This is a genomic window from Devosia sp. SD17-2, from assembly GCF_029201565.1.
In the GTDB taxonomy this organism is placed as follows: domain Bacteria; phylum Pseudomonadota; class Alphaproteobacteria; order Rhizobiales; family Devosiaceae; genus Devosia.
In genome coordinates this window covers 3,041,541-3,057,605 of sequence record NZ_CP104002.1, presented here as the reverse complement: position 1 = coordinate 3,057,605, position 16,065 = coordinate 3,041,541, and the positions used below count along the sequence as shown (strand labels likewise).

The following is a 16,065-nucleotide window of genomic DNA, read 5'->3' as shown; positions in this document are numbered from 1 at the left end:
AACTCGCCACCCAAATTGGCCTTTACGCTTCCTGTTCGCGTTCGGCTTCCTCGAGCTCCGCGCTTAGCGTCAACCAGGTCTCTTCGATAGTTTCGAGCTCGGTGCCGAACCGGGCCTTGTCCTTGCCCAGCGCAATGAGCCGGTCTGCCGGGCCATTGTAGATCGTCGGATCGGCCAGCTGCGCGTCAATCTTGTCGATCTCGGTCTTGAGCCGGCTCATCTTCTTTTCCGCGTCGGTGATCTGCTTTTTCAGCGGCGCCAGTTCGGCACGACGCGCTGCCGCTTCCTGGCGGGAGAGCTTGCGCTCGCCCTTGGCGTCGCCTGAACTGTTCTTGCCCTCTTTGTTGGAGGTGATGCTGCGCTGATAGCTGTCGAGGTCTTCGTCCAGCTCACGGATCGTACCGTTTTCGGCGATCCACAGCGTGTCGCAGGTAGCCTCGATCAGGTGGCGATCGTGCGAGATGATGAAAACAGCGCCCTGATAGTCATTGAGCGCGTGCACAAGCGCATCGCGACTGTCGATGTCGAGATGGTTGGTCGGCTCGTCGAGGATCATCATCGCCGGGCCGCCAAAGGTGATCAGACCCATCAGGAGACGCGCCCGCTCGCCGCCCGAAAGATTCTTCGCCTTGGTGTCCATGCGGCTCGTGGTCAGCCCCATCTGGGCCAGCCGGCTCCGGCGCTTGGCTTCATTGTCATAGGGCGTCAGCTCGACGACATGTTCCAGCGGTGTCAGCTCTGGCTTGAGCTTGTCCATCTGGTGCTGGGCGAAGTGCGCAATCTCCAGCTTCTTGTGGATCTTCATGCTGCCGTCGATCACGGGAATGTCGCCGGCGAGAAGCTTTGCGAAAGTCGACTTGCCGTTGCCGTTGACGCCGATCAGGGCGATGCGGGCATCGGGATCGATCCGCTGGGTGATATTGCGCAGGATGACCTTGTCGCCATAGCCGGTGGACACCTTGTCCAGCGTGATCATCGGCGTGGGCAGCTCGATCTTAGGCTGCTGGAACTGGAATGGCGCACCGTGTTCGTCGAACATCGCCTCCGGTGGCCTCAGCTTTTCGATCATCTTGACTCGGGCCTGCGCCTGCTTGGCCTTGGTGGCCTTGGCCTTGAAACGATCAACGAACTTCTGCAGATGCGCAATCTGGTCGAGCGTCTTTTCACGGCTCTTGTTGTTGAGTTCCATCTGCATGCGACGGGTGGTCTCGAAAGTATCGTAATTGCCCTTGTAGAAGGTCAGTTTGCGATGCTCGAGATGCACGATGGAATTGACCGCCTTGTTGAGCAGGTCGCGATCGTGGCTGATGAGGAAGACCGTGTAAGGATAGGTGGAAAGGTACTTCTCCAGCCAAAGCGTGCCTTCAAGGTCGAGATAGTTGGTTGGCTCGTCGAGCAGCAACAGATCGGGCTGGCTGAATAGCACTGCCGCCAGTGCCACGCGCATGCGCCACCCGCCGGACAGCTGATGGGTCGGCCCGTTTTGGCGATCCTGCTCGAACCCCAGACCCTTCAGAATGGCCGAAGCCCGCCCCTCGGCGCTATGCGCCTCGATCTCGGCTAGCCGCGTGTGGATTTCGCCGATCCGGTTGGGGTCGGTTGCAGTCTCTGCTTCCGCCAGCAGCGCCTTGCGCTCTTTGTCTGCGGCCAAGACTACATCGAGAACTGTCTCATTGCCCGCGGGCGCTTCCTGGGCAACCGCGCCGATCCGCGCTTTCCTGGTCACGTCGGTGCTGCCGGAATCGGCGCTGATATGGCCTTGGATCAGGTGGAACAGCGTTGTCTTGCCGGTTCCGTTCTTGCCCACGAAACCGGTCTTGGAGCCCGTCGGGATGACGACCGAGGCGTCCTCGAACAATGGGCGGCCCTGGATGCGATAGGTGAGATTGGAAATGGTCAGCATGGCGGCAAACAGGGATCCGAGCGAGGAGCGCAGCCCACGAACTGGCCCGGTGCGGGCAGGGTGCTGCGAAAAATGTCTAGGCTGCTGGATAAAGACATGCCCCTCCCATGGCAACCGGCCAAAGCACCATGGCAGCCTCCCGGCGGACACTTCGCCGCACGTGAAAACTCTGTGCATCCAATCGGCGTACACCGCATTCTGCTCCAGAAGCTCGAAAGGACGTCCCCATGCTTGATGCACGCCTCGCCCTTGCCCTCGTGGTCGCCGCCGGTCTCGTCGTTCCTGTTCAGGCGCAGGACCAGTCCCAGCGCCTCGACGATCTTGATGCCAAGCGCATCAACTCGTTCCAGATCCTTATCGATTTCGAATATGGCGGTAGCGCCTGCGAGGCCGTCGGCCGCGCCGAGATCGGCGAACTTGTGAACGGGACGCTGGCCGTCACTTTTCCAGCTACCGCGACATCGGAGGTCTGCACCATGCAGATCGAGGAGCATGAGATAAAGCAGGCTATCGACACCGAGGACCCGGTTGACCGCATCGATGTCACCCTCATTGGGGCCGATGGTGCCGTCATCGCCACTGGTTCGACCGACGTCGAGCGTGACTAGCCTCTGGAATAGACGGCTTTACACGCCATTTGCGGCAGATCAGCTCTGGTCTGCCGGGATGTCTTGCGCCCGCAATACTCTCCCGCTAAAAGGCGCCATCATCCAAAGCAGTAAGCAGGACAACTCGCCATGGCGATTGAACGCACTTTCTCCATCATCAAGCCCGATGCCGTCCGTCGCAACCTCATCGGCAAGGTCCTCACCAAGTTCGAGGAAGCCGGTCTGACCCCGATCGCCCTCAAGAAGATCCACATGACGCGCGAACAGGCCGAAGGCTTCTACGCTGTGCACAAGGAACGCCCCTTCTTTGGCGAACTGGTTGAGCAGATGATCGCGTCGCCGGTCGTTGTTCAGGTTCTGGAAGGCGAAAACGCCATCCTCAAGAACCGCGAAATCATGGGCGCCACCAACCCGGCGAACGCCGCTGAAGGCACCATCCGCAAGGAATTCGCTCTTTCCGTCGGCGAGAACTCCGTCCACGGTTCGGACGCTCCGGAAACTGCTGCCGAAGAAATCAAGTTCTTCTTCTCGGACGAAGAGCTGGTTGGGTAACACCCGACGGCTGGCTTCGGCCAGCCGGCAAATCGCTCCGGTAGAGCGATTTGAGGGACAAACGCCCTGAGCCTTGCAAAGGATCGGTTCTCCCTCCACGAACATCTGGCCGCCCAGCCGGGCGGCCTTTTTGCTTTTTCCTGTGGTATCATGCCACTGAACGAATGCGCCCCTTCTGCATTTCCCGCAGACCCTGGCGCCGAGATGCCCTTTTGCTTGCGAAATTTCCCGATTGTTGTGACGGGAGTGACTTCGTGCTCACGGGGCTAACCCGCTTTTGAAAGCCACGACATGTCACTTCCAGAAACTATTCTCCCGGCTATTGCCGGTGCACTAGCCGCTAAGGGCTATGCCAATCTTACGGCCGTTCAGTCCGCCGTCATCGAAGACGAAACTGCAGGTCGTGACCTGCTGGTTTCCGCCCAGACCGGCTCTGGCAAGACCGTCGCCTTCGGCATGGCCATCGCCCCGACCATCCTGGGCGAAGCTGACACGCTTCCCGACGCCGAAGCGCCGCTGGCCCTCGTGATTGCCCCGACCCGCGAACTGGCCCTGCAGGTGCAGCGCGAACTCGAGTGGCTCTATGCTCAGCTCGACGCCCGCATCGTTGCCAGTGTCGGCGGCATGGATGCGCGCACCGAGCGCCGTGCGCTCGAACGCGGCGCCCATATCGTCGTCGGCACCCCGGGCCGTCTGCGCGATCATATCACCCGCGGTGCCCTCGACATGTCGGCCCTGCGCGCCGTCGTGCTCGATGAAGCCGACGAGATGCTTGACCTCGGCTTCCGCGAAGATCTCGAATTCATCCTCGCTGCCGCGCCCGAAGATCGTCGTACCCTCCTGTTCTCGGCAACCGTGCCGCGTCCGATCGTGCAGCTGGCGAAGACCTTCCAGCGCGATGCCCTGCGCATCTCGGCCACGAGCTCGGAAGAGCAGCACGCCGACATCGACTATCGCCTGATGCTGGTGCCTGCAGCAGAGCGTGAAAACGCCGTCATCAACACCCTCCTGTGGTTCGACAGCGCCAACACCATCGTTTTCGCCTCCACCCGCGAAGGCGTAAAACATCTGTCCGCTCGCCTGCACAATCGTGGCTTTGACGTCGTCACGCTCTCGGGCGAACTGACCCAGGCCGAGCGCACCAGCGCGCTGCAGTCCATGCGCGATGGCCGTGCCCGCATCTGCGTCGCCACCGACGTGGCTGCCCGCGGGATCGACCTGCCCAATCTCGATCTCGTCATCCACGCCGATCTGCCGACCAATGCCGATACGTTGTTGCACCGCTCGGGCCGCACCGGTCGTGCCGGCCGCAAGGGCACGAGCGTCATTATCGCCGGCGCACACCGTCGTGGCGTTGCCCAGCGCATCCTGCGCACGGCAAAGCTCGATGTTTCGCTGATGACACCGCCGCTGGCGTCCGAGATCGAGGATAAGTACAAGGAAGCGATCCTTTCCTCCGAGACGATCAAAGCACCGGAGAATGGTGACGAAGCCCAGCTGGTCGCCCAGCTGATGGAGCGTCACACGCCCGAAGCCATCGCCGCGGCTTATCTGCGCCAGCAGCTCGCTGCCCGTCCCATCCCCGAGGATGTCACGGCTCAGGAGGCAGGCGCCTCGCTCGACACCCGCACCCCGCGCACCCGCGAGCACTTTGCTGGTGGGAGCTGGTTCCGCGTCAGCGTAGGCCGCAAGCAGCGCGCCGAACCGCGTTGGCTCCTGCCCATGCTGTGCAAGGCTGGTAAGGTGACCAAGGGCGACATCGGCTCGATCCGCATCTTTGATACCGAAAGCCTGTTCGAGATTTCTGCCGACAAGGCCGACGCCTATGCGCGTTATGTCGCCAAGAACGGTTCGGGCGAAAAGGGTATCAATATTTCCCCGGTTGAGGGCGATGCCCCGATGCCAGAGCGGTCCAGCCGCCCCAGCAACAAGCGTCCGGATTTCGATGCTGCCCCGCGTGGTGAGCGTCCGGAACGCAAGGCTTGGAACAAGGACGGCGACGAGCGCAAGAGCTGGAACAAGGATGGCGAAGGTGCGGCCAAGCGCCGACCTGCTGCCGCCAAGGACAAGCCTGCGTACAAGTCCGACAAGCCCTACAAGGAGAAGACCTTCTCCAAGGACAAGGGCAAGCCAGCCTGGTCCAAGGATGGCGAAAAGGCCCGTCCGGCCAAGCGCAAGCCAGCCAACGACTGATGCCAATCCGGCGGGCGCCCTAGGTGACCGACTCATAACTTCGCAACCAGATACGGATTGAAGCGAGTTGGACTGATGCCAGGAAATTGTCGTCTCGCTTGTCGTATCGGGTTGCGATTGCCCTGAAGTGTTTGAGTTTGTTGAAGTAACGTTCGACAGCGTTGCGCTGGCGATAGACCCAGTGGCTGAATGGGAAGGTTTGCACGCGGTTGGGCATGGCGCGGATATTGGCCCATGCACCGCGCTCGGCCATGGTGCTGCGCAGGGCATCACTGTCGTAGGCTCGGTCTGCGAGCAGGATATTTCCAGCGGACAGGGTGGCAAACATGTCCGCTGCTGATCGCCCATCATGGGCCTGGCCTTCGGTCAGTTTGAGCTGGATCGGCCGCCCCTGGGCATCGACCAGCGCATGGATCTTGGTGGTCAGGCCGCCGCGCGAACGACCCATGCAACGGGATCGCTCGTCTTTTTTTGACCGTTGGCGGCGTGCTGGTGAACCCGGATCGAGGACGAGTCGATCATCTGCACGTCGCCATTGTAAGCGGCTGATACAGCGTCAAGAATGCGCGCCCAGTGGCCGGCCCTGCGCCACCGGTTGAAGCGGTTCACGCAGGTCGTGTGCGGGCCATACCGCGTCGGGATGTCGGCCCAGGGCGCGCCCGTGCGAAGCCGCCAGAAGATGCCGTTCAGAACACGCCGGTCATCGGCGCGCGGAACGCCGCGCACCTTCGTCGGAAGCAGCGGCTGGATCACAGACCACTCAAAATCCGTAAGATCAAAACGCGCCATCATCACCTCCTGTCCACCAAAGGGAAGGAATCACAACAGCAGCACTTTGGGAATCCCGTTAATGGGTATGTGACCTAGACTGGGGCGTCCGCCGTCTTCGTCTTTGCGCCGAGCCGACCCATATTGCCCAGCGCCAGTATGATCGCCCCGGCGACCGAGATGATCGCCGCGATTACCAGCGCGAAGCGATAGTCGCCATCTGCGGCCAGCACACCGAACGCCATTGCGCCCAATAGATTGGCCGCGATGGCCACCACGTCCAGCAGCGACGTCGACAACCCCACCCGATCCTTGATCGCCTCCTGCACATAGGAGAGGCTGATCGTCATCAGTGCCGCGGTTCCTAGGCCGTTGAGCGCAAGCAGCCAGAACAGCTCGCTCACCGTATGTAGTTGGCTGGCGATCCCGATGAACACCGCCATCACCACTCCCGCCGCCGCCAGAAGCGTCTCCTTGGAGAGCCTGTTGCCGAGATAGGCGAGCAGGAACAGGGCAGGCACTTCGGTAGCTGCCGTGATGCCGGCATAGAGCCCGACATCGGCAAGCCCGCCGCCCAGATCACTGACGATGGACAGCGGGATGGTAAAGGTGAAGAGCCGCGAGCCGCCTGTCATCACGATCAGCCCGATCAGGCCCGCCACGATACCCGGCTGCAGGGCAAAGCTCGTCTTCCAGTCGCCATCAAGCCGCCGGGGCGCGGAGGCCTCGATGCAGGTCGCCGGGTCGCGCATCAGTACGGGATAAATCCCCGCAATGGCGGCGTAGCTCACCGCAGAAGCCAGATAGACGTTGAAGATGTCGAACTCGGCTGCGATCCAGCCGGCGAGGGGCGGGACGACGATCCACGCCAGCGTGAACACCGTCCGCAGCGCCGTGACCATGAAGTCAGCCCGCTCTGGCCGGTGCCGCGCGTAATAAACCCGGACATAGCCAAAGCACTGCGAATAGCATGCTCCGGCCACCGGCATCACCAGCCCCATGGCGATAGCAAAGCTCGCCTGCGTCGGCCACGCATAGATCATGCCATGGGCGACCATGCCCGCAATCGCGGTCATCACCACCAGCAGGCGCCGGTCGGGCAGCTTGTCCGAAATATAGCCCAAAGCCACCGATACAAATGTCGCCAGAACCGAGCCCACGGCCATGATCGTCGCGAACCACGCTGGCGTCAGGCCGAGCGTGTCGATACCCACCAGCGACGCATAGGGAATGGTCGCGGCGTAGGTGACGCCCGAGAAAAACATATTGCTGCCGAGCAGTGCCGTGACCGGCATGCGAGATCGATCGGCCATGGCGTCCCCCCTCAAGGCCGCACAGAGCTATTGTCTCAAGCCGATCCTGTGCAATCAAAAAACAGGCGCGCATCCATTCACGAAATTGATGCTAACGGCCCGGTTGTATCGATTTGGACAGCTCTGCAATGTCGTCGGCAAACTTTTCGGCCGAGCGGTCCATGCCCTCGCTCCAGCTGGCGAAACGCTGCAGCAGGGGAAGGAAGACGTCGAGGTCCTCGGCGGACCAGCCGGAAAAGAAATCGCCCATCACCAGGAATTTGTAAGCCTGCACCGCCTGGACCAGGGCGCGCCCGCTCTCGGTCAGCTCGATAATGGTGCGCCGCGCATCAGCCTGGCTGACCGCGCGCCGGGCAAACCCGCGCTCCACCATTTCGCTCACCACCCGGCTGGCGCGCGAGGGGTCGATGCCCAGCCGTTCGGCCACGGTCGCGATCATTGTTTCGCCTTCGGTCTCGCCGAATTCCGGCTCTGGCCCCTCGATGGCGATCAGCACGTCAAGTTGCGCAAGGTCGATGCCGGCCTTGAGATCAATCAGCGCCTTGTGGCCCAGCTCACGCCGCATCGCGCGTCGCCGCCACTTCTGCAACACGGCGTCTACCGTCAGCACGACATCCGTCGTCTCAGGGCTGATCCCTGCCTTCTTGAGCAGGGCGTTGATCGCGCTCGCGTTCTTGTCAGGCATCTCGGCCCCTGTTCAATGCTGGGAGCAATTGCATGCTGTTGACATGTAAATGCTATGGGCACAAGTATGGTGCCGATCATTCTTTAGCAAGGGCCTGGTTGCTGGTAAGGCACCCGCCCGGGATTTGCCTTATGTCCACGACTTCATCGCCTGTCGAGGCGGCGCCGGCCCAGTCCGTGCGCCTCATCATCGGCGCCATTGCCACCACCATCTTCCTTGCCTCCCTTGGTCAGACCATCGTTTCGGCCGCTCTGCCCATTATTGTCGGTCAGCTTGGCGGCCTCGAGCACCTCACGTGGGTGGTCATCGCCTATCTGCTCAGTTCCACCGTGGTCGCGCCCATCTATGGAAAGCTCGGCGATCTCTACGGTCGCAAGATCGTGCTGCAGATCGCCATCGTGCTGTTCCTGATCGGCTCGGTGCTCTCGGCATCTGCCAATTCTATGACCTTCCTCATTGCCGCTCGCGCCATTCAGGGCCTTGGCGGTGGCGGACTTATGGTCATTGCGATGACCGTCGTCGCCGACGTCATTCCAGCCCGCCAGCGCGGCAAGGTGCAGGGCCTCTTCAGTGCCGTCTTCGGCGTATCGGCCATTGCCGGCCCGATCTTCGGCGGTTTCATCGTCGAGCATTTCTCCTGGCAGTGGATTTTTCTGCTCAATCTGCCGGTCGGCATCGTCGCCCTGATCGTCATCACCATGGTGCTCAAGCCAAAGGGTGAGCGCGTAAAGCGCTCTGTCGACTATCTCGGCTTCGTGCTGCTCTCGGCCAGCTTGACCGCGCTTGTGCTTGCCACGTCTCTTGGTGGCAGCACCTGGGCCTGGACCTCGCCACAGATCATCGGCCTCGCCGTCTTCGCGCTGACCGCTATCGCTGCCTTCCTCTACGTCGAGACAAAGGCCGCCGAGCCCGTCATGCCGCTGGTGCTTTTCCGCAATCAGACTTTTACGCTCTTTAACGCCATCGGCTTTCTCGTCGGCATCGCCATGTTCGGCTCGATCACTTTCCTGCCGCTCTACCTGCAAATGGCCAAGGGCGTTTCACCCACTGCCTCGGCCCTGCAATTGGTGCCGATGATGGCGGGTATGATCGGCGCGTCCATGGCCTCCGGCTTCCTGATGACGCGAACGGGCCGATATCGTTTCCTGCCGCGCCTCTCCACCGCCATTCTCACGATCGGGCTGATCATGCTCGGTTTCATGCAGCTCGATACGCCGAGCTGGCAGGTGAGCATCTACATGCTGATGGTCGGCATGGGCATTGGTCCGGTCAACAGCGTCAGCGTCACCGCCATTCAGAATGCGACGCCTGCGGCCATGGTCGGGGTTGCCACGGCCGGTGCCACGCTCTTCCGCCAGGTCGGTGGCTCCATCGGCATTTCGGTACTGGGTGCACTATTCGCATCCGGCCTCAGTTCCCGTATCGCCGACATCCTCCCGCCTGGCGCCGAGACATCAGGCGCATTCTCCCCCGCCATGCTTGAAGGCCTGCCCATCGATCTGCGCGATCAGGTGCTCGAAGCGCTGGCGTCGGCTCTCCATCCGGTGTTTTTCGTCGCTGCGGGTTCGGCCGCACTGGCGTTCATCCTGACGCTGCTGGTCGAGGAACTGCCTTTCGTTTCAGGATCGCGTGCTAAGGCCCACAAGATCGAGACCGATTCCGACGAAAACGCTCTTGCTGCAGCCACCGGCGCACCTGCTCCCGCTTCGCGCGTGGAGTGAGCCGCGCCGAACAAACAACCTCGAACAGATGTCGGAGAGCGGGCTGCTCAGCCGCTCTCCATGTCGCGCTATTGCAGTTTTGCAATAGTGTCGGGCCTCGCCTTGGCTATGGCAGAATTGTGAATAGCCAAATCGGCCATTACACCCTCTTTTAGGACATCAGCCGCCGAATAGCGTCATAGGCCCCGATTATTTCTGGAGACTGCAGAGTGCCCTTGCGTTGGCAGGAAGTGGCAATGCCACTCATCGTGATTACCATCCTCATTGCCTTGAAATATGTGCCTGCCACGGCCCATCTTCCGCTGTCCCGCGCCGCTGGCGTGGTCGCCTTCGGCTATGCCGCGTTCCTGGCGTTGCGCCTCGTCCAGCCTGAGGAGGCCGTCATGGTCGACGGCTGGTCCGAACTGCGACCCTCCATGGTCGAATATTTTGCCTGCTACGGTGCTGCGGCCCTCGCGGCCGTCATTCTCTCCGCCATCGTCTTTATGGGCGGTTCCACCGATACGGCGCAGCTTGTCGCAGCCTATGCGGCGGTGGTGCTGCTCGCTGGTGGTGCGCTCGGCATCGGCCTTGCCGGCCTCTTCACCCGCGTGCGCTGGGATTTCAAGCGCGTCGAACACCGCAACGCCTTCGGCCGTCTCACTGAGATCGATTGGTCCGAAGTCCGTTCCGTCGCCCCCAATTGGCGCGGCATTACCATCTCCACCGGCGGCTGCGCCATCACCTTCTCTCAGTTCCATGGCGGCGCCGCTGAACTCGCCAAACACGCCACCCAACGCGCCCGCCGCAACACGGCCAGTGCAGAAGTCGCCGCTTAGGCTAGTCCCGTCTTCCGCTTGAGTTGACCAACGGCTCCATCGTCATCACCCGGCGTGTCCGGGTGATCCATCGGGAGCCCGGCCCAACAACCAACTCGATATGTTCCTCCCCCTACCAGGGGGAGGTTAGGTGGGGGTCTTCGCGAGGCCCCATCACGTTCAAGAATACCGCTCATCACCACAATGCGATTGTGACCGCGCCGCGCCTCCGCTAGCGTCGCAGCCATGAACGACCTTACCCCGCTCCGCACCATCCGCTCCGTTTGTCCGCACGACTGTCCTTCGGTCTGTGCCCTCGATGTCGACATCCTGCCGGACGGCAAGGTCGGCCGGGTGCGCGGCGCCAAGGATGATCCCTATACGGCGGGTGTGATCTGCGAAAAGGTCGCCCGCTACGCCGAGCGCATTCACCATCCCGAGCGGCTTATGCATCCGTTGCGCCGTGCCGGCCCCAAGGGGGCAGGGCAGTGGCAGCAGATTTCATGGGATGAGGCCCTGGACGAAATCGCCGCCCGCTTCCTCGAAGTGGAAAAGACCCACGGCGCCGAATCCGTCTGGCCCTATTTCTATGCCGGGACCATGGGCCACGTGCACCGCGACGGTATCGAGCGACTGCGCGCGGTGCGAGGCTATTCACATCAATACGATACCATCTGCACCGGCTTGGCCTGGCCCGGCTATATCGCCGGTACCGGCCTACTTGGCGGGGTCAATCCCGAACAGATGGCCGAAAGCGACTGCGTCGTGATCTGGGGCACCAATGCGGTGCACACCCAGGTCAATGTCATGACCCACGCGATGAAGGCCCGCAAAACGCGCGGCGCCAAGATCGTCGTCATCGACATCTATCACAATGCCACCATGCAGCAGGCTGATATGGGCCTGGTCCTGCGCCCCGGCACCGATGGCGCGCTGGCGGTCGCAACCATGCATGTCCTCCTGCGCGATGGCCTCGCCGATCGCGCCTATATGGAGCGCTACACCGATTTCTCGCCTGAGTTCGAGGCCCATCTCAAAACCCGCACACCAGAATGGGCGGCCGAGATCACCGGCCTCAGCGTCGCTGAGATCGAAGCCTTCGCTCATCTCGTCGGCACCACGCCGCGGAGCTTCTTCCGCCTCGGCTATGGCTTCTCGCGCCAGTCCAATGGCTCGACGGCCATGCATGCTGCGCTCTCCATTCCGGCGATGACCGGCGCCTGGCAGCACCGCGGCGGCGGCGCTTTTCATTCGAATTCCGGCACCTGGGGTCTCGACAAGTCCCGCCTCGAAGGCACGCATCTGCAAAAGGGCACACCCCGCCTTCTCGACATGTCCGAGATCGGGCCCATCCTCACAGGCGACAAGAAGGCCCTCCAGGGCGGTGCCGCGGTCCACGCCATAATCGTTCAGAACACCAATCCGGCCTCCGTCGCGCCGAACCAGAACCTCGTCCGCGAGGGGTTCCTGCGCGAGGATCTGTTCCTCGTCGTCCACGAGCAGTTCATGACCGAAACGGCCGAACTCGCCGACATCGTCCTGCCCGCGACCATGTTCCTCGAGCACAACGACTACTATACGCGCGGTGGCCACACGCGCATTCTCTATGGCCCCGCGATCCTCGAGAAGCCCGGCGAGGCCCGGTCCAACCACGAGTTTATCAACGCAATTGCCCAGCGCCTGGGCAGCGACGATCCCGTCTTCTCCACCACCGACCGTGCGGTCGTCAGTGAAACCTTCGCCCGGTCCGGCTTACCGTCGCTCGAAGAGGTTGAAAAGACCGGTTTTGTCGACAAGGAACGCCCCGACGAGGTCGCCCGCTTTGCCAATGGCTTCGGTTGGGCTGACGGACGGTATCGCTTCGAGCCCGATTGGGATGCAGTGTCACGTCTCAAAGGCTATCGCTGGGTCTGCGATCCCGCGATCATGCCGCGCTACGCCGATCATTGGGACATCACCGAAAAGCCCGACGCGGAGCATCCGTTCAAGCTCGCCACCAGCCCGGCGCGTGCCTTCCTCAATTCCTCCTTCAACCAGACCGCGGGCAGTCTCAAGCGTGAGGGCGAGCCCTCGGTCTTCATCCACCCGACTGATGCGATCCGACTCAATCTCGCCGATGGCGATGCCGTGACGGTCGGAAACCGACGCGGGACGGTCGAGTTGACCCTACGCATCACCGATGTCGTTTCGACAGGCGTCCTCATCGCCGAAGGGCTTCACCGAAATTCCGCACATCGCGGTTTCAACGGTATCAATGTGCTAACCAACTCCACCCCTGCGCCACCGTTTGGCGGCGCAGTTTTTCACGATTGTACGGTGTGGATTCGTCCTTCCGATCAGGCGAAATAGGCCGTCCAGAAGAAGTAAAGCGTCATCCCGATCCCGTAGAGGATGACGCCCATCCGGATCCAGTTGCTGGGGATGAATTTCGCAAGCCGGGCAGCAGCATAGCCACCGATCGTCACCCCTACCAAGGCGATCGAGCCATGGTAAAAGTCAATCGTTCCGCCAAGGGCGAAGCGGATCACCGCCACCAGCGCAACCACCGAAGAAATATAGAGTTTCAGCCCGTTCATGGCGTGGATATCGGTCATCCCCGCCATCGCCAGAAACGCCAGCAGCAGGATGCCGAGCCCGGCATTAAAGAACCCGCCATAGATGCAGACGGCGGCCAGCAAGCCCAGCAGCAGAACCGCGCCGAGCACTTTCATGCCCCGCCGTTCGCCCCCCCGTGCCTTGATCGCCGAATTGATCTGATTTCCCAATACGAACAGCCCCACGGCAAACGCCATAAGCCACGGAACAACCTTGGAAAATTGCTCGTCGGAAACCACCAGCAACAGCTCGGCTCCGACATAGCCAAAGAGCGCCGCAATCAGCCCGTAGCTGATCAGGCGGTCCTTGTAGGCCGCCATGGACTTCCAATAGCCCATCGCACCGCTGACATAGCCGGGCAGGGCAGCATAGGTATTGGAGGCATTCGCCAGCACCGGGGGCACGCCCGCGAACAGCAGCGCCGGAAACACAATAAACGATCCGCCCCCGGCGAGGGAATTGACGGCCCCGCCAATAAGCCCCGCCAGAAACAGCAGAATTTCAGTCATATCCTCGAACTCCTCCCCCGGGCAGACCGGGGTAGGCTTACGCTAGTCATGCCAGAGAGCCCAACACAATTGTTTGCTGGCCTCATCACCGCAAATGATGGCGCCTTGACAGAACAGCGATGGAGGATCATTTAGGCGATGGTTGCCGGCACCAGCCGCTCGCGGGACTTCTGTCCCAAGGTGAAGCCCGGCCCTATGAGAAACGCAGTCGTTTTCTCCGAGGCGCATCATGGCAAAGCGAGCTCCCATGGACCAGTCGCCTCTTCTCGGAGAGGATACGACATGACTTTTTCTCTGGATACCCCGTCTGCCCAGACCTTTAAGGCCGAAGCCAAAGCTCTTCGCGACGAGCGTAGTCGCTCCGGCGAACCCTTGTCTCATAGCGCCGCTCTTGAAGAGATCGCCAGGCGCCATGGGTTTAGAGACTGGAACACGGCGCGCGCCGCCGTGCCGGAACGGGTAATGGTGCCCTTCCAGGTCGGCATGCGGGTCAAGGGGCTCTATCTTGAGCGGCCCTTCAAGGGTCTCGTGATCGGCGTCCAGATGGCTGGTGACCAGCAGAGCTTTACCCTTACGGTAAAGTTCGATGACCCCATCAATGTCACGCCGGACTTCATGTTCGCCGCCTTGCGCCATCGCGTGACATCGACCGTCGATGTCCGCGGTATTTCGCTCGCTTTGCGCGGAAATGGAAAACCGCAAATGCAGGTCGAGCAGGAATAAGTAGGATAACTGGGGCTGGAGAGGAGTTTATGCTTCTTCTCCAGCACCTTGTCTTACATCGGTGTTTGCCGATAGAATGCGTCCATCAATGAGAGGACGCCTTTCCATGACCACCCAGACCAAGCCCATCGAAGCATATTCCCTGCCGACGCCGAACGGCCAGAAGGTGCATATCATGCTCGAAGAGCTTGGTGTGCCATGGACTTACCACCGCATCGACATCGGCAAGGGCGACCAGTTCACCCCGGAATTCCTCGCCATCTCACCCAACAACAAGATCCCGGCTATCGTTGACCCTGAGGGGCCGGGCGGTGAGCCAATCTCGATCTTTGAATCCGGCGCCATCCTCAAATATCTCGGCCTCAAATTCGGTCAGTTCTACCCCGCCGACCAGCGTGCCCAGGTCAAGGTCGACGAATGGCTGTTCTGGCAGGTCGGCGGTTTTGGCCCAATGCTCGGCCAGAACAATCACTTCTCAGTCTATGCGCCCGAGAAGGTGCCCTACGCCATCAAGCGCTACAGCGATGAAACCCATCGTCTTTTCGGGGTGCTGAACAAGCAGCTTGCGGACAAGGACTATATCGCCGGCGATTACTCCATCGCCGACATCGCCTCCATCGGCTGGGCCCAGTCCTGGGAGCGCTACGGGATCACCCGCGAAGAATTCCCCCATGTCCACGCCTGGCTTGAACGCGTCGGCGCTCGCCCGGCGGTGCAGTCGGGACTGGCCTATGGCAAGGACATCCCGAACCACGACCTTGCCAATGACAAGAAAGCCCAGAAGATGCTCTTCAATCAGCGCGCGCGCTGATTTTCCTCACGACCCCGGTGCCACGGCGCCGGGGTCGATCTCTTCCGGCGGTACCCTGACCCAGTCCTCGCCCCGGCACACCACATTGAACAGCACACAGCCATTGAGGCGCACGAGGTCTGGTCCCAGCATTTCCATATAGCCCGAGTAGCTGTTGCCGTCCTCCGGGTTGTAGACTTCTCCGTCAAAGACGGTGGGCCGTTCCCCGGGCCGCAGAGTCAGGATCTGCAGTCCCAGCATCGGCCGGCTTCGCAGCGCCGGATCCTTGTTCCGCTCATCGTAGAACTCCTCGACTTCCATCGCTGCCGCGGCTTCTGCCTCCGCGCTGCTCAGCATGCCTTCAGGCACAATGATCTTGCTGAGATAGCCGCAGAATCCCGCGGGGCAGGGGGCTATGGTGACCTCGGAAGCCAGCGCCGTCCGCCAGACCCCTTCAATCGGCGCCACAGTCTGCGCCTGGGCGGCAGAATGTGTGGCGAAGGCAAAAACGAGAAAAAGTCCGAGGGAGGCAGCGGTCTGGTGTGCGCGCATCAGCGATCCTCATCATAGCGAGCGCTAGGGAAGCCCAAGTTTGGCGATTCGGCCATGGGGCGGCGCAAATCGAAGCTTTTGTGGTTCCTACGCGCGGTTTGGCGCCCAGGATCTACACTCCTAACCTCTTTCCCGTGCATTGCTGCCGACCATCGGAAAAAGCGCTTGCCAATCAAACCCTCTCCCGATAGACCCGCCTTGTGTGGAGAGGTGGCCGAGTGGTCGAAGGCACACCCCTGCTAAGGGTGCAGATCGGGAACGGTCTCGAGGGTTCGAATCCCTTCCTCTCCGCCACTTTCCTTGAAATCATTATGTTTTTTGCCGTTTTTGGCCCGTTGCCATAACGGCGGAAAATT

Annotated in this window: 13 protein-coding genes, 1 tRNA gene and 1 pseudogene; 9 read left to right on the top strand and 6 right to left on the bottom strand. The window is 61.4% G+C overall.

What is annotated here, in order from left to right; translation table 11 throughout:
• Positions 1-22: 22 nt before the first annotated feature.
• A complete protein-coding gene (locus NYQ88_RS15050) occupies positions 23-1,903 on the bottom strand; it encodes an ABC-F family ATP-binding cassette domain-containing protein (protein WP_275651934.1) in 1,881 nt (626 codons plus the stop codon).
• A gap of 227 nt (positions 1,904-2,130) precedes the next feature.
• Between NYQ88_RS15050 and NYQ88_RS15045 the strand changes: the two genes are divergently transcribed.
• The 3 genes from NYQ88_RS15045 (at position 2,131) to NYQ88_RS15035 (ending at position 5,256) form a co-directional block, all read left to right on the top strand.
• Positions 2,131-2,511 (top strand): hypothetical protein, encoded by a 381-nt coding sequence (locus NYQ88_RS15045; protein ID WP_275651933.1) that lies wholly within the window; start codon positions 2,131-2,133, stop codon positions 2,509-2,511.
• A gap of 129 nt (positions 2,512-2,640) precedes the next feature.
• Entirely contained in the window at positions 2,641-3,063 is a 423-nt protein-coding gene (ndk, locus tag NYQ88_RS15040; protein WP_275651932.1) for a nucleoside-diphosphate kinase, read from the top strand.
• A gap of 291 nt (positions 3,064-3,354) precedes the next feature.
• Positions 3,355-5,256: a DEAD/DEAH box helicase gene (locus NYQ88_RS15035; RefSeq protein ID WP_275651931.1), complete on the top strand. Its 1,902-nt coding sequence runs from the start codon at positions 3,355-3,357 to the stop codon at positions 5,254-5,256.
• A 19-nt stretch (positions 5,257-5,275) separates the two neighbouring features.
• Here the strand turns inward: NYQ88_RS15035 and NYQ88_RS15030 are convergent.
• The 3 genes and pseudogenes from NYQ88_RS15030 to NYQ88_RS15020 form a co-directional block, all read right to left on the bottom strand.
• Positions 5,276-6,045, bottom strand: a pseudogene (locus NYQ88_RS15030) (IS5 family transposase).
• A 74-nt stretch (positions 6,046-6,119) separates the two neighbouring features.
• Positions 6,120-7,337, bottom strand: a complete 1,218-nt coding sequence (locus NYQ88_RS15025) for an MFS transporter (protein ID WP_275651930.1) — start codon at positions 7,335-7,337, stop codon at positions 6,120-6,122.
• Positions 7,338-7,428: 91 nt separating this feature from the next.
• Positions 7,429-8,022, bottom strand: a complete 594-nt coding sequence (locus tag NYQ88_RS15020) for a MarR family transcriptional regulator (protein WP_275651929.1) — start codon at positions 8,020-8,022, stop codon at positions 7,429-7,431.
• A gap of 131 nt (positions 8,023-8,153) precedes the next feature.
• Here NYQ88_RS15020 and NYQ88_RS15015 point away from each other — a divergent pair, with 131 nt between their 5' ends.
• The 3 genes from NYQ88_RS15015 (at position 8,154) to NYQ88_RS15005 (ending at position 12,889) form a co-directional block, all read left to right on the top strand.
• Positions 8,154-9,743: an MDR family MFS transporter gene (locus NYQ88_RS15015; protein ID WP_275651928.1), complete on the top strand. Its 1,590-nt coding sequence runs from the start codon at positions 8,154-8,156 to the stop codon at positions 9,741-9,743.
• 236 nt (positions 9,744-9,979) lie between these two features.
• Positions 9,980-10,561 (top strand): hypothetical protein, encoded by a 582-nt coding sequence (locus tag NYQ88_RS15010; RefSeq protein ID WP_275651927.1) that lies wholly within the window; start codon positions 9,980-9,982, stop codon positions 10,559-10,561.
• 225 nt (positions 10,562-10,786) lie between these two features.
• A complete protein-coding gene (locus NYQ88_RS15005; RefSeq protein ID WP_275651926.1) occupies positions 10,787-12,889 on the top strand; it encodes a molybdopterin-dependent oxidoreductase in 2,103 nt (700 codons plus the stop codon).
• On the opposite strand, the gene NYQ88_RS15000 is transcribed toward NYQ88_RS15005, so the two are convergent.
• A complete protein-coding gene (locus NYQ88_RS15000; RefSeq protein ID WP_275651925.1) occupies positions 12,877-13,644 on the bottom strand; it encodes a sulfite exporter TauE/SafE family protein in 768 nt (255 codons plus the stop codon). The two genes, NYQ88_RS15005 and NYQ88_RS15000, sit on opposite strands and share 13 nt — an antisense overlap.
• 282 nt (positions 13,645-13,926) lie before the next feature.
• On the opposite strand from NYQ88_RS15000, the gene NYQ88_RS14995 reads away from it, so the two are divergent.
• A complete protein-coding gene (locus NYQ88_RS14995) occupies positions 13,927-14,367 on the top strand; it encodes a glyoxalase superfamily protein (protein WP_275651924.1) in 441 nt (146 codons plus the stop codon).
• Between the two features lie 106 nt (positions 14,368-14,473).
• Entirely contained in the window at positions 14,474-15,178 is a 705-nt protein-coding gene (locus tag NYQ88_RS14990) for a glutathione S-transferase N-terminal domain-containing protein (RefSeq protein ID WP_275651923.1), read from the top strand.
• A 6-nt stretch (positions 15,179-15,184) separates the two neighbouring features.
• Here NYQ88_RS14990 and NYQ88_RS14985 read toward each other — a convergent pair whose 3' ends face one another.
• Positions 15,185-15,709, bottom strand: coding sequence for a DUF2147 domain-containing protein (locus NYQ88_RS14985; protein ID WP_275651922.1), 525 nt, complete (start codon positions 15,707-15,709; stop codon positions 15,185-15,187).
• A 204-nt stretch (positions 15,710-15,913) separates the two neighbouring features.
• Between NYQ88_RS14985 and NYQ88_RS14980 the strand changes: the two genes are divergently transcribed.
• Positions 15,914-16,003 (top strand) — tRNA-Ser (locus NYQ88_RS14980).
• The last annotated feature ends 62 nt before the right edge of the window (positions 16,004-16,065 follow it).